The organism is Vibrio sp. UCD-FRSSP16_30, from assembly GCF_001676025.1.
Lineage (GTDB): Bacteria > Pseudomonadota > Gammaproteobacteria > Enterobacterales > Vibrionaceae > Vibrio.
Map to the genome: position 1 here is coordinate 57,697 of NZ_LZFW01000013.1, position 18,387 is coordinate 76,083.

Here is an 18,387-nt window from a genome sequence, read left to right on the forward strand (position 1 = left end):
TATCTTGGAAAAACTGAAACTACTCTTTCTAGGGGCATGTGTTGTCACCCTGTCAGCTTGTGGTGAAGTTAACGTCTCAGATCAAATCAAGAATGATGGATTCATTTTTTGTGGGCAAGGTACGCCTAGCTCTTTTAATCCACAACTGGTGGATAATGACCTATCAGCTGATGCTATTGGCCCGCAGATATTCAATACTCTCGTGCACTTTTCTAATAAAGAATCCCGCCTAGAACCTATGCTGGCAACCCATTGGAGCGTTGACAAAACGGGTACTCGTTATCAGTTTACCTTGCGAAAAGGGGTTTCATTCCAAACCACAAACTGGTTTACCCCTAGCCGTGAATTTAGTGCTCAAGATGTTGTCTTCACATTTAAACGAGTCATAGACAGCCGCCATCCGTTTCACTATGTGGGAGGGGGACATTACCCTTGGTTCGACGCGATAGAATTTACTCGTATCTTAAAAGATGTCAGAGCCATTGGTGAGCATACGGTGGTATTTGAGTTGTATAAGCCGGATAACACCTTTTTATCGAATCTATCCACTTCCTATGCCAGCATTCAATCATCCGAGTATGGCGCATCATTGGTGGCTATCGATCAAAAACAACGCTTAGATCAATACCCTGTTGGCACTGGACCTTTTTATCTTGATCAATACAGTGTTAATGATTTCATTCGCCTTAGACGCAACCCGAACTTCTGGGGTACGCCGGCTAAAATGAAGCAAGTCGTGTTAGATGTTACCTCTCGCGGCACAGGCACATTAGCCAAATTGTTACGCGGGGAGTGTGATGTGTTATTTTCCCCTCGCTCAAGTCAAATACCGACCATTCAAGCTCACCCCGATCTGACGCTGCAAGCCTCACCGAGTATGAATGTCTCTTTTGTAGCACTTCGCACTTTAAATCCAGCGCTTAGTGATAAGCGAGTACGCAAAGCCTTAAATCTTGCCATCAATCGTAATGCCATTATTGATTCTGTCTATTATGGTTACGGTAGTGCCGCTTATTCGGTACTGCCTCCTGAGTCATGGGCGTATCAGCAAAACTCATCACAAGTACGTTATGACCGAAACTACGCCAGAGCGTTAATTCGTGAAGCTGGTTATAGCGATGGATTAAAGCTTTCTATGTGGGTTTCTCTGGAACCGACACCTTATAACCCTAGCCCGAGAAAAGTCGCTGAATTATTGCAGGCCGACTTTGCAGATATTGGCGTAAAATTAGACATCTATCTTGATGAACGCTCGACTTACCGTAGCCTTGCCGATGCCGACCTCATTCTTACCGGTTGGAGCGCTGATACCAGCGATCCAGACAATTTCTTTAGACCACTGCTTTCTTGTAGCGCCGACCGCACACGCATAAATATCGCGTCTTGGTGTAATTCAGAATTTGATTCTTTGATCAATTTGGCCAAAGAAACCGCAGAGCGACGTTATCGTCTCAATTTATATCATCAAGCTCAGTATTTATTGGATGACGAAGTGCCGATTCTACCGATTGCTCATGGCATGCAATTTAGAGCAAAACACAAGTCACTAAAAGGGTTCGACGCTAACCTGTTTAGTACACTCAGTTTTGAAAACGTTGAGAGGAAAAAATAGTGTTTATATATGCCATTCGACGTTTCAATCTATTTATCATTACATTAATGATACTGACATTAGTGGGTTACAGCATACTGCGACTTGATCCCACTTCACCTTGGGCTATTTCAGATTTTTGGCAAGGTTGGTGGCTCTATCTACAAGAGATCTCCCACCTTAACTTTGGCACGACCGCTCAGGGACAACCGGTATTTGAAGAAGTTAAAGTGGTCTTTACCGCCACTTTAGAATTATGCTTTTTTGCATTTATTTTAGCGCTTTGTATTGGTCTACCACTGGGGACGCTTGCCGGAGTAAGACAAAACAAATGGGCTGACCGACTGATTTCTTTCTTTTCTATGGCTGGGTATTCCGCTCCCCTATTTTGGGTCGCGCTATTATTGGTCATGTTGTTTTCACTGCGCTTAGAATGGTTGCCAATTTCTGGCCGCTATAACTTGCTCTATGATATTCCGCACATTACCGGCTTTGCTATGATTGATGCATGGCTAAGTAATAATCCGAATCGAGAAGCGGCTTTTGCCAGTGTAGTGATGCATTTAGTTCTGCCTGCGTTGGTGTTAGCGCTCGCTCCTACCACCCATTTTATTCGTATCATGCGCGCATCTGTTGCCGATGTGATTGGTAATAATTACATTCGAGTAGCCAAGATCAAAGGCTTATCAAAAATGGAAATTATTCTGCAGCATGTTTTACGTAACGCCATTCCGCCTATTATACCGCTGATCGGAGTGCAGTTATCGAGCATGTTAACCTTTGCCATTATTACCGAATCTATTTTTAATTGGCCCGGAATTGGTCGTTGGTTGCTCGATGCCGTCAGTAATCGAGATTACGTGTCAATACAAGCAGGCGTTATGGTAGTGGCAAGTTTCGTATTAGCTACTCAGATTTTATCTGAACTGATTGGTACTGTGATTAACCCGCTTGCAAGGAAGGAATGGTATGCTAAATACTAGTGTTTATCTTGAAGAGAGCATACCCACACAACGTGAGCGTTTCTGGCGTCACTTTAGAAGCAACAATTTGGCGATGTTTGGATTGTGGAACCTTGGTTTCATCCTCATCATCACCCTAATTTCGCCGTTCATTGCCCCACATGATCCCCTTACTCAGTCTTCGGTACTGCTGCAAGCGCCTTCATGGGCTAAAGAAGGCAGCATTGAGTACTTTCTAGGAACCGATGATTTAGGACGAGATATTTTATCGCGCTTACTCATGGGATCGCAGATAACGTTAGGTTCAGCCGTTTCCATCACCTTAATCGCCGCTTTTATTGGGTGCATTGTTGGTGCTCTTGCGGGAATGACCAAAGGTCTACTATCGAGTACCTTGAATCACCTACTCGATACCGTTATGTCCATTCCATCTTTGTTATTGGCTCTTATCTTTGTGGCATTTTTAGGCACCGGAATGGTCTCCATTATGTTAGCCATTTGTCTGGCATTGATTCCAAGATTCATCCGCAGTGTCTATCAAGCCATTCATACCGAAGTTGAAAAAGATTACATCATGTCGGCCAAGCTTGATGGCGCAGATAAATGGTACTTGCTGACCGTTTCTATGTTGCCAAATGTCTTAGCACCGATTGCAGCAGAGTTTACCTTTGCATTGACTATCGCCCTGCTTGATATCACGGCACTGGGCTTTCTAGGTTTAGGCGCTCAAGCACCTAGCCCGGAATGGGGCGCCATCCTTGGTGATTCGGTGGAACTGATTTACCTTGCACCTTGGACCGTTGTTTTACCCGGACTTGCCATCATGTACAGCGTTATTAACATTAACCTTGTGGGTGAAGGTATCCGTGATGCCCTCAATGCAGGAGTCGAGTAATGCCCGTTTTAGACTTTAGACACGTCACCATCGAAATAGATACGCCACAAGGGACCGTAAAGGCCGTTGATCGCATGAGTTTAACCATCAACGAAGGTGAAATTCGCGGGCTTGTAGGGGAATCTGGCTCAGGGAAAAGTCTATTAGCCAAAGCGATTGTTGGCCTAGAAAAAGACAATTGGAAAATTACCGCTGACCGAATGCGTTTGGGCAATGTTGACCTATTGGCACTCAAACCAAAAGAACGTCGCAAAGTCATTGCCAGTGAAATCGCCATGATCTTTCAAGAGCCTTCAACTTGTCTTGACCCAAGTGAGCGAGTTGGTCAACAGCTTGCAGAGTCGATTCCTTCACGGACTTTCCAAGGTAAGTTTTGGCAACGATGGGGCTGGCGCAAGAAAACATCCATTGCGCTACTGCATAAAGTGGGTATCAAAGATCACTCTCGTATCATGCGCAGTTACCCATACGAGTTAACCGATGGTGAATGTCAAAAAGTCATGATCGCAATGGCCATTGCTGCAAAACCAAAGATTTTGATAGCCGATGAACCCACCAATGACCTTGACCCCATTACTCAAACGCAAATTTTGCGCTTGCTTAGCCGAATGAATCAACTGCACAACACCACTATCATTCTTATTGGTCACGATCTTGCCGCGATTACGCAATGGGCTAAAAAGATCACGGTCATGTACTGTGGACAAAGTGTTGAATCTGCCCCGACAGAAAAACTGTTAACAGCACCTAAGCATCCTTATACACAAGCATTACTTGAAGCCCTACCCGACTTTAGTGGCTGGCTTCCACATAAACAAAAATTGCAGTCATTGCCCGGGAGCATCCCTCCTTTGCAACATTTACCGATAGGCTGTCGCCTTGGCCCTCGTTGTCCTTATGCGCAGCATAAATGCGTAAAAGCGCCGTTTTCTAAAAAAGAAAAAGGCCATAAATACAACTGCCATTTCCCTCTCAATACCAAGGTGGTTGAATGAGTTCGTTATTAGAGGTTAGAAACCTAAGTAAAACCTTTGTCAATCGCTATGGTTTGTTTAGAAAACAATATTTTGATGCGGTAAAACCGGTCAGCTTTACCTTAGAGCCGGGGCAAACCTTAGCCTTAATTGGACAAAACTCATCGGGAAAATCCACTCTTGCCAAAATGATTGCAGGGGTAATAAAGCCCAGTTCTGGTGAGATTTTTGTTAATGGCGATAAGCTTGAACATAGAGACTACTCTACTCGCTGTAAATTGATTCGCGTTATTTTCCAAGATCCTAATTCATCATTAAATCCAAGAATCCAAATTGGACAAATTTTGGAAGGACCTTTAAAAAGAAATACCGCCATGACAGCCGAAGCACGCAGAAAACGTGTGGTGAGCACCTTACGTCGTGTGGGGTTATTACCTGAGCATGCCTATTTTTATCCTCAGATGTTAGCGGCAGGACAAAAACAAAGGGTGTGTATTGCCCGAGCTCTGATCTTACAACCGTCCATTATCATTGCCGATGAAGCATTAAACGGACTCGATATGGCAATGCGCTCGCAAATCATTAATTTGTTGCTCGAGCTGCAAGACGAAATGGGACTGTCATTTATTTATGTATCTCAACAAATAGGGATCGTAAAACACATTTCAGACAAAGTGATGGTAATGGCCAATGGTGAAGTGGTTGAGGCCGGTGATACTCAGCAAGTACTGTCACAGCCACAGCATATTATTACGCAAAAACTGGTTGATAATCACTTTTTCAAAGCCCCTAACTATTCTAAATAATCTCGTATTGAGCGTTTATACCAATCGCAGTAAATCCCTCAAATCATAGATAAAAAAAAGCAGGATGATCTCTCATCCTGCTTTACGTTTAACTTAGCGATTATACGAAATTAAACTAGCTCAGCTTGTAGCCAAGGCCAGCCTTGTTTCTTACGGCTTAGTGTGTTTTCCATCATCAGTACGCCATTATCAGCGTGCTTGTCTAATTTAGCTGCCCACTCACCTTTGTAAAGAAGACGAGTTGTTGCAGTAGTAATGTCTGTCAGCATAACAGCAGCAAAGGCTAGGCCTTGCTCATCACAACGACGAACCAAATCTTGCTCTAGTGCCTCAATTTGACCATCAACTTGCTCTAGAGTGGCTAATTCGATTTGACCTACAACAACGTCACGACCATTAAATGGGTACGCTTTAAGATCTTTTTCTACTAGCTGTGCAGGAGATAGACCTTCAATGTCAGTTTTAGCAATCAGCAATGCTTTGATGAAAGCATCAACATCATCAACACCAGCAATTTGTGCTAGCTCTTGTACTGCGTCTTTATCTTTTTGAGTACAAGTTGGAGAAGCAAAACCGACAGTGTCAGATAAGATTGCAGACATCATTAATTTTGCAATCGGCGCTGTAATTTCTGCACCTTCAATCTTAAACATGTTGAAAAGAACAGTACAAGAACAACCAACAGGCCAAATCCAAGCTTCAAGTGGGTTCACTGTCATTACGTCACCTAGACGGTGATGGTCAACAATGCCCAAAATTTCAGCTTCGTTAACATCGTCAGGTGCTTGAGCTAAATCACTGTAATCAACTAGCCAGATTTTTTCGCCTGCAACTGAGTTACAAAATTCTGGTTGTTCTACGCCCGCAACTTCAAGGATATGTTGAGTTTCACGGTTGATTTCGCCTTGACGAATTGGCTTAGCGTCTAGGCCACGCGCCTTAAGAAGTTCGGTAGCAGCCAATGCTGAACAAATACTATCGCTATCTGGGTTTTTATGACCAACAACTAAAATCATTACTGTTCCTATAATGTTATCTAATGTTACGTCTACTATTAGACGTTAGAGTGCCAACATTATACCCAATCGATTGCAAGTTTCTAGTTATCTACTTGGGTTAACGCAACTGAATTGATACGCATTTAAGCTAGATCGAAGAAACAGTGGCTTCGGGGTCACTCTTGCCTCCCTTTGAAGAATTAAAGTTGGCCTCAGCGCCGTTGATAAAGACGCCAATATCACACTGGTTTCATTTGACTTAGATTTGACATTCTAGCTCGATTAAAACTATCAATTTTGAGCGATGCAGTGTATCGTTTTTCTCGCTCATATATCCATTTTGTAACAAGTTGAATTGCATGTTTAATTTCGCTAATTTTTATCAGTTAATCGCTCAAGACACACGCCTACAACCGTGGCTAGAAACCCTTCCTAAGCAACTTGCCGACTGGCAAAGTGCAGAACATGGCGACTTTGATCGCTGGTTGCGCGCGCTTAATAAAATTCCTGCGTTATCGCCTGATAACATTGAATTAAAAAGTGAAGTCAATGTTTCTAATGCCCAACCTCTGATTGACGGTGAAAAGAGAAAGCTAGAAAACCTACTCAAGACCTTCCACCCATGGCGTAAAGGCCCTTTCACTGTACATGACATTCATATTGATACCGAATGGCGCTCAGATTGGAAATGGGATCGATTGCTTCCTCATATTACGCCACTGCAAAACCGCTCAGTATTAGATGTCGGCTGTGGCAATGGCTACCATATGTGGCGCATGCTCGGTGAAGGAGCACGTCAGTGTGTCGGCATTGATCCATCACACTTATTCTTAGTGCAATTTGAAGCAATTCGAAAGCTAATGGACAACGATCAACGTATTCATTTGCTGCCTCTTGGCATTGAGCAACTGCCTGAATTAAAAGCCTTTGATACCGTGTTTAGTATGGGTGTCTTGTACCATAGACGCTCACCTCTTGACCATATTCTGCAATTAAAGAATCAACTTGTGCCGGGGGGTGAACTCATTTTAGAAACCCTAGTCATAGAAGGGGATGAAAACGCAGTACTGGTTCCAGCGGATCGTTATGCCCAAATGCGCAATGTCTATTTCTTCCCTTCGGCGAAAGCACTCAAGGTGTGGATGGAAAAATGTGGTTTAGTGGATGTGAAAATCGTCGATGAAAATACCACCTCGGTTGGTGAGCAACGAAGCACACAGTGGATGAAACATAATTCATTGCCTGAGTATCTTGATCCTGAAGACCCAAGTAAAACGGTTGAAGGCTATCCAGCTCCTCGTAGAGCGATAATGATTGCTAGAAATCCAAGTTAAAACATTGAAAGTGTTGTAAGTTTTTTATTTTACTACCGATAAATTCAAATAAGTGTTCTACACTTATCATTGCATAACTGGCTAGTTTTCTAACAAACAACAAGACAAGCTAATTACAAATATTAATAGGTTTATAATGCTCAAGTATATCGTCACCCTATCCGGCGCAATACTGCTATCTGGATGTGTAACATCTAAAGCGACACAACAAGAAACACGACAATATAGACAGGAATCTATACAAGCGGTTAAGTCGTCTGAAGATCACTTATCTAGCAAAATGGACTCCGTGCAAGTGTCCGTTGATGATCAACATAAGCAAATAGAAAAACTAGAAAAACAGCTTATTGTGATGTCAAAACGTATCGATAACTTAGCAAAACACAGTGCACGAGCGTTACTTGAGTACACAGCAAAACCTAAAAAAGAAGAAGTAGTCATCAAACCTAAGCAACAACCTCTGAGCGATCATTTGATTATTTTAGGATCTCTTGAAACGGTTCACTTAGAGGATGCAAATCAATCATTTGAAGCTCGCATTGATACTGGAGCGGCGACATCATCGTTAAACGCAACCGAACAGCATGAGTTTGAACGCAACGGTGATAAATGGGTGAAATTCAATATATCCAACAGTGATGTTGAAAATGAGCAGCAAATTTGGGTTGAAGCACCATTGATACGATATGCCAAAGTTCGCCAATCAAATACCAACAAATCACATCGACGTCCCGTTGTGGAGTTATGGATAAGCTTGGGAGACATTAAACAAAAGGCTCAGTTTACCTTAGCCGACCGTTCTCATATGACGAACCCTGTTCTATTGGGACGAGAGTTTATTAAAGACATTGCGTTAGTCGATGTTAGTAAAGAATTTATTCAAACAAAAAAACAGTAATACGGAATAGTTAGCCTCAATAATAGGGATTGTTATGACTTCAAGAGTGCCTTTTTACATATTTATTGCTTTGCTGGTAATTGCCGGAGCAACGCTATCATTCATGCGCCATGACGCTTATGGCGTGCCTTGGACTCCTGGTGAGAGCCGAGAGCTCTGGGATATTGAAGCCAGAGTAGAACTGGTCGCACAAGGTGAACCGGTCACGGTTTCATTAGCCGCTCCGGGGACGCAAAATGGATATACGTTAGTTGATGAATCAGCATCGTCACCAGGTTATGGTGTCGCTTATGTTAATTCTGATATTGGCCGACGCGCGGAATGGACAATCCGCTATGCCGAAGGTCCGCAGACTATTTACTACAAAGCGCAGTTTTTAGTCGACCCGCAAGCAAAAGTCGAAGCCGACGTCCCTAAAGGTGAGATAGAAGTACCTACCTTTGATGGCCCACAGCAAGCTGCCGCACAATCAATTGTTGATGAAGCAACCAAACGCAGTGCTAATGATGAAACATTAACCAGAGAGGTTATTCGCAAGCTTAATGATGCCAATAGCCAAAACTCGGCATTATTGCTTAATCAGTTTACCAAGCAAGAAGCGCTAGCTGCCCTACTCTCTTTAGCAAAAGTTCATAATAAAACCGTTGGGGTTATTCACCTAGAAGATGGCCGTCGCCGTCAATCTATTAACCCTATGGTTCAGGTCTGGAATGGCAAGGATTGGCTGTTGTTTGATGCTGAAACAGGGATTCAAGGTCAAAGCGAAAACACGCTAATCTGGGATCAATCAAACGTATCATTGCTTGATGTCACCGGTGGTCGTAATAGCCAAGTCTTATTCTCTATGATTGCGCAAGACATCACGCCACGAGCGGCGACGGAAAGCAAAGTTAATGCCGACGATCTACTGAACTTCTCTATTCACAGCTTACCCCTTGAAGAGCAATCGATGTTTAAAACCATCATGTTGATTCCTATTGGGGCACTGATTGTTGTATTTTTACGAATCATCATTGGTTTAAAAACCTCTGGTACCTTTATGCCAGTGCTGATTGCGGTGGCCTTTGTGCAGACACAATTAATCACCGGTATTGTGGGTTTCCTATTAATTGTCGGTACCGGCTTGGTGATTCGTAGTTATCTCTCCAAGCTCAACTTATTGTTAGTTGCGCGAATATCGGCAGTCATCATCACGGTAATATTGATCATTTCCGTCTTTACCATCGTTGCCTTTAACATAGGTTTGGTTGAAGGTCTGTCAATCACGTTCTTCCCTATGATCATTCTTTCTTGGACTATCGAACGTATGTCGATTCTTTGGGAAGAAGAAGGTCCTAAAGAAGTGGTATTACAAGGTGGCGGTTCATTATTAACGGCGGTGTTAGTTTACCTAGCAATGACCAATATCTACATTCAGCACTTAACGTTTAACTTTATTGGTGTACAGCTGATTGTTCTTTCGATCATTCTTATGCTTGGTAACTACACAGGATATCGCTTAACAGAACTGCGTCGCTTCAAGCCATTAGCGGAGGATTAAATTATGCTTAATCCATTTACTTCGCCATTTAAGATTCGTGCAAAAGGCATTATGGGCATGAATCAGCGTAATCACAGCTACATCAGTAAATACAATGATCGTAGAAAGTTCCCTTTAGTGGACGATAAGCTAAAGACCAAAAAAATCGCTGAGCTGCATGGTGCAACAACACCGGCTCTTATTGGCGTGATTGGTCAACAAGCGCAAGTAAAACGCATTCATAAAATGGTTAAAGAGTGGCCTGGATTCTGTATCAAACCTGCTCAAGGCAGTGGTGGTAAAGGAATATTGGTCATTATTTCCCATAAAGATGGGGTGTATACCAAACCCTCTGGGGATACGGTCAATGAGCAAGATGTTGAACGTCATATTAGTAACACCTTAGCGGGGCTGTTTTCTCTCGGTGGCAAGAATGACGTTGCCGTGGTCGAAAACCTCATCAAATTTGATGAGTGCTTTGAAGGTTACAGTTATGAAGGTGTACCTGACGTACGAATCATCGTATTTAAAGGCTACCCTGTTATGGCGATGATGCGTTTATCCACATCAAACTCGGATGGTAAAGCCAATTTGCACCAAGGTGCTGTTGGTGTCGGTATTGATATTGCGACAGGTAAAGCTGTGCGCGCGGTGCAATATGACTTACCGGTCACTCACCATCCTGATACCGGTAAAGATCTGATGCAATTGCAAGTGCCTCACTGGGAGCGTTTGCTTACTCTTGCATCAAGTGCTTGGGAAATGACCGGCTTAGGTTACATGGGTACTGATATGGTTTTAGACCAAGAAGAAGGCCCAATGGTACTGGAATTGAACGCTCGACCAGGTTTGGCAATTCAGATTGCTAATGGCGCTGGTTTACTGCCAAGACTGCACCATATAGAAAACCTAGGGGAAACGATTGAATACCCCAAAGCGGCAGAGCGCGTAGCGTACGCTGCGAAACAATTTGCGGCAAAGTTTGATTAATCGGTTGTCTCATTGGCAACAAACTGACTATAGCGACTAACGGTTATAGTCACTCACTAGCCAATAAGACCCTTATCATAAAGCCCTCATGATCATCATGAGGGCTTTTATTTTGGCTGCTTACTTTTGCCAGATCGTTCACAGTAGGATCGTGGGGATGACTAGCGCCCTAGTGCTTCTTTATAATGAACACGGCAAACGGACACATACTTATCATTGCCTCCAATGGCAACCTGATCACCTTCTGCAATCGGATTACCCTGCTCATCGGTACGAATGACCATATTTGCTTTGCGCCCACAATGGCAGATGGTTTTTAACTCGACCAACTTGTCAGCCCAAGCTAATAAATGAAGGCTACCTTCAAACAGTTCACCTAAAAAGTCCGTTCGCAATCCATAGCACAATACAGGAATATGCAATTTATCAACGACTTCGGTTAATTGATAAACCTGCTCTTTTGACAAGAACTGACACTCATCAACAAGCACGCAGTGATACTGCATTTGCTCAGTCAGTTCTTTCATCTTTTTATAGAGATCGGTGCTGTTATCAAATAAATGCGCATCAGCTTGTAGGCCAATTCTGGAGGTGACTTTTCCTTCACCGTAACGGTTATCTAACGCTGCGGTAAAGATTAGCGGGTTCATTCCTCTTTCTTGATAGTTGAAGGAGGATTGCAACAATGTTGTCGATTTACCTGCGTTCATTGCAGAGTAATAAAAGTACATTTGAGCCACGTTAAAGCCTTTCTTTATTGTTGTTCAAGGGAGTGTTACTTTTGATTAGTCAAAGAAAAGGGCTGATAAACATCAGCCCTATTTATACTAGGTCGGCAGCTACTTACGACGCCAAGTCGTACCTTGTGCGCTGTCTTCTAGAACAATCTTCATCTCGTTTAATTTATCACGAGCTAAATCAGCGTTGGCCCAATCTTTGGATGCACGAGAGTCGTTACGCAATTTAATTAGCGCTTCAATTTCTGCCACGTCGTCTTCAGCTTGACCGCCTTTCAAAAAAGCGTCTGGGTCTTGATGTAGAATACCAATAACATCAGCGAGTTCACGCATTAGCGCGCCTAGTTGGCTGGCTTTCTCAAGTTCTGCACCCTTTAAGCGGTTGACTTCACGAGCCATCTCAAATAATACAGCGTATGCTTCTGGTGTATTAAAATCATCGTTCATCGCCGTTGAGAAGCGAGAAACGTACTCTTCACCACCAGCAGGTGTTGCTGTGCTGTCGAGTCCACGCAAAGAGGTGTATAGACGCTCTAGTGATGCACGAGCCTGATTTAAGTTATCTTCACTGTAGTTTAATTGACTACGGTAGTGACCAGACATTAAGAAGTAACGTACTGTCTCTGTGTCGTAATGTTTTAACACATCACGAATAGTAAAGAAGTTACCAAGAGATTTAGACATTTTCTCTTGATCAATCATCACCATGCCACTGTGCATCCAAGTATTAACATACTGGGTATCGTGAGCACAGCAAGACTGAGCAATTTCATTCTCATGGTGAGGGAATTGCAAGTCTGAACCACCGCCATGAATATCAAAATGATCACCCAAAATAGATGAATTCATTGCTGAACATTCGATGTGCCAGCCTGGACGACCGTCACCCCATGGAGATTCCCATGTTGGCTCACCGGGTTTAGACATTTTCCACAACACGAAATCTAAAGGACTGCGTTTTGCGGTTTCAATATCAACACGAGCACCCGCTTGCAGTTGCTCAAGATCTTGTTTTGATAGTTTGCCATATTCGCCAAATTTGCTGACCTCAAACATAACATCGCCATTGCTTGCGACATAAGCAAAGCCACGTTCAATCAGCTTTTGCACAAGTGCAATAATTTCATCAATAAAGTCAGTCGCACGAGGCTCAATATCTGGGCGCTTCATATTCAATGCATCAAAATCAGCATGCATTTCAGCGATTAGACGCTCTGTAAGCACTTCGCAGGTTTCATTGTTCTCAGCTGCACGCTTAATGATTTTGTCATCGATATCGGTGATATTACGAACAAAAGTTAAATCATAGCCAAGATATCTCAGATAGCGTGACACGACATCAAAAGAAACAAATGTACGACCATGACCAATATGACATAAGTCATAAATCGTCACTCCACACACATACATTCCAACTTTCTTTGCATTGATGGGTTTGAATTCTTCTTTTTGGCGCGTCAGCGTATTGTATATCTTGAGCATTTCTTCAGCTTTAACTTCTACAAGTGGAAATAATGTGGCTAGTATACCAACACATAACTACATAAGTAACATAAAACTCGGTTAGCGGTTGATTGTGCTGACAGTTTGGTTAGAATTTGAGGCGATCTCTCTATTAAAAACGTTAAGGACGCTCTTATGATCACCCTTCACACCAATCACGGTGACATCACACTAGAACTGAACCACGAACTTGCTCCAATTACAGCAGCAAATTTTGTTCAGTATTGTAAAGATGGTTTCTACGACAACACTTTGTTCCACCGTGTTATCGATGGCTTTATGATCCAAGGCGGCGGTATGACGTCTGGTCTACGCGAAAAACCAACTCGCGATACCATTAAAAACGAAGCAAGCAACGGTCTTAGCAATGCGGTTGGTACAATCGCAATGGCACGTACTATGGAACCGCATTCAGCGAGTTCACAGTTCTTTATCAACATCAACAACAACACTTTCTTGGATTTTAAATCAGAAGACATGAATGGTTGGGGTTACTGTGTATTTGGTAAAGTGACTGACGGCATGGACGTTGTAAACAAAATTAAAGGCGTGAGCACTGGTAGCATGGGCATGCACCAAGACGTTCCTTTAGAAGAAGTTATCATTACTAGCGCAACAATCGCTGAGTAATGCATTACAAACCGCTTTAAATTCTATTTGAAGCGGTTTTTTAACCTAAATGGAACCCATGCCGATGCGCACACTGTTTATCTCCGATCTTCACCTAACGCCTTCCCACCATGCAATGACTGAAGCTTTTATTCGTTTTATGCGTGAAGACGCACCTAACGCGGATGCTGTCTATATTCTGGGTGACTTATTTGAGTTTTGGGTTGGTGACGATGATGATTGCCCACTAAACAAAACAGTGATGAATGAAATCCGAACTTTAGTCGATTCGGGCACGCCTTGCTTTTTTACTCAAGGCAATAGAGACTTTCTGGTTGGCAAGAAATTTGAGAAAAAAAGTGGTGCGACACTGCTTGGCGATGAAACATTAATTGATCTGTACGGCATTCCGACACTGCTTTTACACGGTGATACTCTTTGTACCGATGATGTAAAATATCAAAAATTTCGTCAAAAAATGCACATGCCATGGCTGCAATGGTTGTATAACCGCATTCCCCTTTCTTTTCGTCGTAAACTGGTCAAGAAAGTACAAAACAATGCCAATAGCCAAAAACAAACTAAATCTTACGACATTATGGATGTGAACCAAGATGCGGTTATGGATGCAATGCAAAGACACCATGCGCAAAACATGATTCATGGACATACTCACCGCCCTAACATTCATAATCTGGATCAGGGAAAAAAACGCATTGTGTTAGGTGACTGGTATACCCAAGCCTCAATACTTGAAGTAACACAACAAAGCACTCGCCTGTACAATCATCCATTTAGTGAGTGATATGGCTTCATCCAACAACACTTTTGATTTATCACAATTAAAAGTGACCTGATAACCGATATATTGAATGTACCCCTTATGAATGACGACTTTTTTTGTGTATAGCTCTTATATTGCACGCCAACCGATCTCAGACCGAAATGGTAATACCGTCGCCTTTGAGTTGCTGTATAGAAATAGCCCATTAAATCGATGCCCTAAAATCAATGGGGAATATGCCACTTGTTCAATTTTGGTCGATTTATTACTTGATGAATCACATCGATTGCTAAAAGGGGTTGATGCTTATATCAATTTTACCCACGACAGCATTATTCAAGGTCTACCTTTATGCCTTCCTCCTGAGCACTTAATCATTGAAGTTTTAGAGGGAGATTCTCCAAGTCCTGCATTAATTAGTGCCATAAAAGATCTGCACTTACGCGGTTATAAAATCGCTCTTGATGATTTTATACCTTCAGAACTCTGGGAGCCGGTGCTGCCTTTTATCTCGATCATTAAGTTTGATATTCAGTTGTATTCTCTTGAAGATTCCTATGCCTTCATGCAATCACATAGCGAATTTGACATTGTGTATGTCGCTGAAAAAATTGAAGATTATGATCAATATCAACAAGCGCTTAGATTTGGGTTCCACCGTTTTCAAGGCTACTACCTAGCAAAACCAGAATTACTCAAAAAACAAATACTCAACGACAGTTACCCTATTCACTACTATAAACTGCATAAACAAATCCATCATACTCAATTTCCAGAAGCCGATGCGATTACCCTACCAGATACCTTAGTAGCCAATGAGATTGAAGCATCCCCCTATCATCAGTTCATTGCCTTTTCTAAAGTGAATCGCAGTCAATAAATTTAACTAATGGGTGTATAATCAACAAAATTTTGTTAATTAAAGCCCATCTATGAATAGTATCGCTACGTCTGCTTGCCGTTGTCATAGCAAGAAACTTTATAAAGATTGCTGTCAACCAATCCACTTAGACCCTCGAAATGCCCTGCAACCTGAGCAACTCATGCGTGCGCGTTACTGTGCCCACGAACTCGACCTAGTCCAATTTGTCATTGATACTTACCATCCTAATTGTAATGCCCAAGCAGAAGCCGATGCTATTGCAGAGTCAGTACATGGAGAGTGGACTAAATTAGAAGTAGTAGAAAGCGCACAAGGCAGTCATGACAACGAAGGTTTTGTCACCTTTAATGCCTATTTTATCGAAGATAAACGCCAATATAGCTTTACTGAGAAGTCGCGATTTTTAAAAGAAGAAGGACAATGGTTTTATATTGATGGTGAGATGTATGACTACCCTCTTGCGGTAAAAAAACCAGCGGTTGGGCGCAATGATCCTTGTGCATGCGGCAGTGGCAAAAAATACAAAAAGTGCTGCGGCGCGTAAATCATACCAATCATAGTAAATCTCTGTTCAGCCTAGTTGAACATTTACTTACTGTTATTGTATAAAAAAGCCACTGAATTAAACAGTGGCCTCCTCTGTAACGTATCTCAATAAACTCTCTCAATAAGCTATCTTAATAACTTATCTTAATAACCTAGAAAGCGGGTCTATTTATGACGTTCTTTTAGTTTGTTGACCACATCATTTAAAGACAGCTCTTGATCGTTTAGCAACACAAGCAAGTGATAGATAAGATCAGCAGACTCACACACTAATTCCGCCTTATCACCCGACGTCGCCGCAAGCGCGACTTCAACGCCTTCTTCGCCCACTTTCTGCGAAATACGTTTGGTGCCACGGGCATACAAACTGGCAGTATAGGAAGAATCAGGATCGGCAAACTTACGCTCGCCCAGCAAAGTTTCAAGCTGATGAAGCCAAACCATTTGCGACTCTTCTTGCTTATCAGCGTCCCAACAGGTAGTTGTGCCCGTATGACAAGTAGGGCCGACAGGCTCAACTTTTACCAACAAGGTGTCGTTATCACAATCTAAAGCAATGTTTTTTAGTCGTAGACCATTACCTGAGGTTTCACCTTTAGTCCACAAGCGCTGTTTAGTGCGAGAGAAGAACGTAACTAACCCAGTTTCACCTGATTTTTGCAGTGCTTCAGGCGTCATATAGCCCATCATCAACACTTGGCTAGAGGTAAAATCCTGTACGATTGCTGGCACTAAACCATCAACCTTATCCCAATCAATTCTTTCTGCTAACGTTGTTAGCTCACTTACTGTAAAACTCATATTCTCACCTCGACTGCTTGGGTTTTAAGGTACTGTTTTAGCTCACCAATATTGATGATTTGTTTGTGGAATACAGAGGCAGCTAAAGCACCATCTACATTAGTTTCATTAAATACTTGCGCAAAATGCTCCATTGCGCCGGCTCCGCCTGATGCAATCAAAGGCACTTTACACACTTCACGAACCATATTCAGCTGTGTAGTATCATAGCCATTACGAACGCCATCTTGGTTCATCATGTTTAATACAATCTCACCGGCTCCGCGACGCTGAACTTCCTGCACCCAGTCTTTCGTTTCCCATTGCGTTGCTTTAGTGCGCGCTTCGTCACCCGTAAACTGATAAACCTGATACTTACCGGTTTCTTTATCAAAGTAAGAATCAATACCCACCACAATGCATTGCACGCCAAACTTATCGGCTAAGTGAGTAATTAACTCAGGGTTAGCCAGCGCCGGTGAGTTAATTGACACTTTATCAGCACCAAACTCTAAAATGCGTGAGGCATCTTCGGCTGTTTTTATGCCACCAGCAACACAGAATGGGATATCAATCACTTCGGCTACGCGAGCAACCCAGCTTTTATCTACCACTCTACCGTCACTTGAAGCGGTAATATCATAAAATACCAACTCATCGGCGCCCTCTTCAGCATAACGCTGAGCTAGAGGAACGATATCACCAATGATTTCATGGTTACGAAACTGAACACCTTTAACAACCTGTCCGTCTCGTACATCTAAACAAGGAATTATTCGCTTTGCTAACATAACACCTTCAATCCTTTTAAAAGCTAAATCTATTTACTGCTACGATTTCCAGCTTGCAAATGCTTGCTCAGCGGTAAACTTACCGTCCAGTAATGCACGACCGACAATCACGCCGCGTACACCACTGCCCTTTAGTGCTTCAATATCACTCAAGCTGCCAATGCCGCCTGAAGATTGAAAGTGTACTTGTGGGTAAAGCTGGCAAAGATCGACGTACAGCTCAACGTTAGAGCCTGTCAATGTGCCGTCTTTTGAAATATCGGTACACAGTACATGCTTTAGGCCGACGGTCAGAAAATCATCCAATAGCGCTTCGATAGTCACGCCCGAATCTTCTTGCCAGCCCGAAACGGCAACGTGACGCTTGCCTTCGCTATCAATATTCACATCCAGAGCTAAAACAATATGTTCAGGGCCGTATTTTTCCATCCAGCCTTTGACAAGCTCAGGTTGCTTAACCGCTGTTGAACCCACTACGACACGCTCAGCGCCAGCATCAAGCAAGTCAATCACATCTTGCTCAGTTCGCACGCCGCCGCCAATTTGAATATTAGCAGGGGTACTTTTTAGTAGCTTGCCAATCAAGTCTAACTGACGAGCGGTGGTATCTTTAGCGCCCGTTAAATCCACCAAATGCAGCCAATTTGCGCCCGCTTGATGGTATAAATTAAACTGCTCAGCAGGGTCTACTTTATATTCAGTTACCTGACCATAATCGCCTTGATACAATCTAACAACTTGACCTTCAATTAAATCTAATGCTGGAATAATCACGTCTTGTCCCTAA

19 protein-coding genes are annotated in these 18,387 nt (G+C 42.7%); 13 read left to right on the forward strand and 6 right to left on the reverse strand.

All coding sequences use genetic code 11. The features are described 5' to 3' along the window. Positions 1–4: 4 nt before the first annotated feature. Genes A9260_RS07485 through A9260_RS07505 form a run of 5 tightly spaced genes read left to right on the forward strand, consistent with a single transcriptional unit; the run spans position 5 to position 5,228 of the window. Entirely contained in the window at positions 5–1,612 is a 1,608-nt protein-coding gene (locus A9260_RS07485; protein ID WP_373604470.1) for an ABC transporter substrate-binding protein, read from the forward strand. Beyond that, a complete protein-coding gene (locus A9260_RS07490) occupies positions 1,612–2,574 on the forward strand; it encodes an ABC transporter permease (protein WP_068697671.1) in 963 nt (320 codons plus the stop codon). Before A9260_RS07485 ends, A9260_RS07490 begins: the two co-directional genes overlap by 1 nt. Further along, positions 2,561–3,448, forward strand: coding sequence for an ABC transporter permease subunit (locus A9260_RS07495; RefSeq protein ID WP_068697672.1), 888 nt, complete (start codon positions 2,561–2,563; stop codon positions 3,446–3,448). Before A9260_RS07490 ends, A9260_RS07495 begins: the two co-directional genes overlap by 14 nt. Beyond that, positions 3,448–4,443, forward strand: a complete 996-nt coding sequence (locus A9260_RS07500; RefSeq protein WP_068697674.1) for a peptide ABC transporter ATP-binding protein — start codon at positions 3,448–3,450, stop codon at positions 4,441–4,443. Before A9260_RS07495 ends, A9260_RS07500 begins: the two co-directional genes overlap by 1 nt. Then, entirely contained in the window at positions 4,440–5,228 is a 789-nt protein-coding gene (locus A9260_RS07505) for a peptide ABC transporter ATP-binding protein (protein WP_068697676.1), read from the forward strand. Before A9260_RS07500 ends, A9260_RS07505 begins: the two co-directional genes overlap by 4 nt. Positions 5,229–5,338: 110 nt before the next feature. Here the strand turns inward: A9260_RS07505 and A9260_RS07510 are convergent, their stop codons facing one another. Further along, positions 5,339–6,244: a manganese-dependent inorganic pyrophosphatase gene (locus A9260_RS07510; protein ID WP_068697678.1), complete on the reverse strand. Its 906-nt coding sequence runs from the start codon at positions 6,242–6,244 to the stop codon at positions 5,339–5,341. A gap of 341 nt (positions 6,245–6,585) precedes the next feature. Here A9260_RS07510 and cmoB point away from each other — a divergent pair, with 341 nt between their 5' ends. From cmoB to A9260_RS07530, 4 genes are all read left to right on the forward strand, one after another. Further along, positions 6,586–7,560: a tRNA 5-methoxyuridine(34)/uridine 5-oxyacetic acid(34) synthase CmoB gene (gene cmoB, locus A9260_RS07515; protein WP_068697679.1), complete on the forward strand. Its 975-nt coding sequence runs from the start codon at positions 6,586–6,588 to the stop codon at positions 7,558–7,560. A gap of 136 nt (positions 7,561–7,696) precedes the next feature. Further along, on the forward strand, positions 7,697–8,458 hold the full coding sequence (locus A9260_RS07520) for an ATP-dependent zinc protease family protein (protein WP_068697680.1): 762 nt from the start codon (positions 7,697–7,699) through the stop codon (positions 8,456–8,458). A gap of 34 nt (positions 8,459–8,492) precedes the next feature. Next, positions 8,493–9,998 carry an inactive transglutaminase family protein gene (locus tag A9260_RS07525; RefSeq protein ID WP_068697681.1) on the forward strand — a complete coding sequence of 502 codons (1,506 nt, stop codon included), beginning with the start codon at positions 8,493–8,495 and terminating at the stop codon, positions 9,996–9,998. 3 nt (positions 9,999–10,001) lie between these two features. After that, positions 10,002–10,967 carry an alpha-L-glutamate ligase-like protein gene (locus tag A9260_RS07530; protein WP_068697683.1) on the forward strand — a complete coding sequence of 322 codons (966 nt, stop codon included), beginning with the start codon at positions 10,002–10,004 and terminating at the stop codon, positions 10,965–10,967. A gap of 161 nt (positions 10,968–11,128) precedes the next feature. Here the strand turns inward: A9260_RS07530 and A9260_RS07535 are convergent, their stop codons facing one another. Next, positions 11,129–11,707 (reverse strand): thymidine kinase, encoded by a 579-nt coding sequence (locus tag A9260_RS07535; protein ID WP_068697685.1) that lies wholly within the window; start codon positions 11,705–11,707, stop codon positions 11,129–11,131. A gap of 99 nt (positions 11,708–11,806) precedes the next feature. Further along, positions 11,807–13,186, reverse strand: coding sequence for a cysteine--tRNA ligase (gene cysS / locus A9260_RS07540; RefSeq protein WP_068697687.1), 1,380 nt, complete (start codon positions 13,184–13,186; stop codon positions 11,807–11,809). A 156-nt stretch (positions 13,187–13,342) separates the two neighbouring features. On the opposite strand from cysS, the gene A9260_RS07545 reads away from it, so the two are divergent. The 4 genes from A9260_RS07545 to A9260_RS07560 all read left to right on the forward strand — a co-directional run bounded on the left by A9260_RS07545 (position 13,343) and on the right by A9260_RS07560 (position 16,027). Next, entirely contained in the window at positions 13,343–13,837 is a 495-nt protein-coding gene (locus tag A9260_RS07545; RefSeq protein ID WP_068697689.1) for a peptidylprolyl isomerase, read from the forward strand. Positions 13,838–13,901: 64 nt separating this feature from the next. Next, a complete protein-coding gene (gene lpxH, locus A9260_RS07550) occupies positions 13,902–14,621 on the forward strand; it encodes a UDP-2,3-diacylglucosamine diphosphatase (protein ID WP_068697691.1) in 720 nt (239 codons plus the stop codon). A gap of 82 nt (positions 14,622–14,703) precedes the next feature. Continuing rightward, a complete protein-coding gene (locus tag A9260_RS07555) occupies positions 14,704–15,480 on the forward strand; it encodes an EAL and HDOD domain-containing protein (RefSeq protein ID WP_231892548.1) in 777 nt (258 codons plus the stop codon). Between the two features lie 52 nt (positions 15,481–15,532). After that, on the forward strand, positions 15,533–16,027 hold the full coding sequence (locus A9260_RS07560) for a YchJ family metal-binding protein (RefSeq protein WP_082957018.1): 495 nt from the start codon (positions 15,533–15,535) through the stop codon (positions 16,025–16,027). Between the two features lie 167 nt (positions 16,028–16,194). Here the strand turns inward: A9260_RS07560 and hisIE are convergent, their stop codons facing one another. From hisIE to hisA, 3 genes are read right to left on the reverse strand one after another with little or no spacing between them, the layout of a single operon-like run. Then, the gene (hisIE, locus tag A9260_RS07565; RefSeq protein WP_068697692.1) at positions 16,195–16,830 is read right to left on the reverse strand and encodes a bifunctional phosphoribosyl-AMP cyclohydrolase/phosphoribosyl-ATP diphosphatase HisIE; all 636 of its coding nucleotides are present in this window, start codon (positions 16,828–16,830) and stop codon (positions 16,195–16,197) included. Then, positions 16,827–17,600, reverse strand: a complete 774-nt coding sequence (hisF, locus tag A9260_RS07570) for an imidazole glycerol phosphate synthase subunit HisF (protein ID WP_068697693.1) — start codon at positions 17,598–17,600, stop codon at positions 16,827–16,829. Before hisF ends, hisIE begins: the two co-directional genes overlap by 4 nt. Positions 17,601–17,639: 39 nt before the next feature. Next, positions 17,640–18,374, reverse strand: coding sequence for a 1-(5-phosphoribosyl)-5-[(5-phosphoribosylamino)methylideneamino]imidazole-4-carboxamide isomerase (gene hisA, locus A9260_RS07575; protein ID WP_068697695.1), 735 nt, complete (start codon positions 18,372–18,374; stop codon positions 17,640–17,642). Positions 18,375–18,387: the final 13 nt, after the last annotated feature.

Coding starts and splice junctions, on each gene's coding strand:
- A9260_RS07505 (WP_068697676.1), top strand. CDS start 4,440: ATGAGTTCGTTATTAGAGGTTAGAAACCTAAGTAAAACCTTTGTCAAT.
- A9260_RS07530 (WP_068697683.1), top strand. CDS start 10,002: ATGCTTAATCCATTTACTTCGCCATTTAAGATTCGTGCAAAAGGCATT.
- A9260_RS07525 (WP_068697681.1), top strand. CDS start 8,493: ATGACTTCAAGAGTGCCTTTTTACATATTTATTGCTTTGCTGGTAATT.
- A9260_RS07560 (WP_082957018.1), top strand. CDS start 15,533: ATGAATAGTATCGCTACGTCTGCTTGCCGTTGTCATAGCAAGAAACTT.
- hisF (WP_068697693.1), bottom strand. CDS start 17,600: ATGTTAGCAAAGCGAATAATTCCTTGTTTAGATGTACGAGACGGACAG.
- A9260_RS07510 (WP_068697678.1), bottom strand. CDS start 6,244: ATGATTTTAGTTGTTGGTCATAAAAACCCAGATAGCGATAGTATTTGT.
- A9260_RS07495 (WP_068697672.1), top strand. CDS start 2,561: ATGCTAAATACTAGTGTTTATCTTGAAGAGAGCATACCCACACAACGT.
- A9260_RS07520 (WP_068697680.1), top strand. CDS start 7,697: ATGCTCAAGTATATCGTCACCCTATCCGGCGCAATACTGCTATCTGGA.
- cysS (WP_068697687.1), bottom strand. CDS start 13,186: ATGCTCAAGATATACAATACGCTGACGCGCCAAAAAGAAGAATTCAAA.
- lpxH (WP_068697691.1), top strand. CDS start 13,902: ATGCGCACACTGTTTATCTCCGATCTTCACCTAACGCCTTCCCACCAT.
- cmoB (WP_068697679.1), top strand. CDS start 6,586: ATGTTTAATTTCGCTAATTTTTATCAGTTAATCGCTCAAGACACACGC.
- A9260_RS07555 (WP_231892548.1), top strand. CDS start 14,704: ATGACGACTTTTTTTGTGTATAGCTCTTATATTGCACGCCAACCGATC.
- hisIE (WP_068697692.1), bottom strand. CDS start 16,830: ATGAGTTTTACAGTAAGTGAGCTAACAACGTTAGCAGAAAGAATTGAT.
- A9260_RS07545 (WP_068697689.1), top strand. CDS start 13,343: ATGATCACCCTTCACACCAATCACGGTGACATCACACTAGAACTGAAC.
- A9260_RS07500 (WP_068697674.1), top strand. CDS start 3,448: ATGCCCGTTTTAGACTTTAGACACGTCACCATCGAAATAGATACGCCA.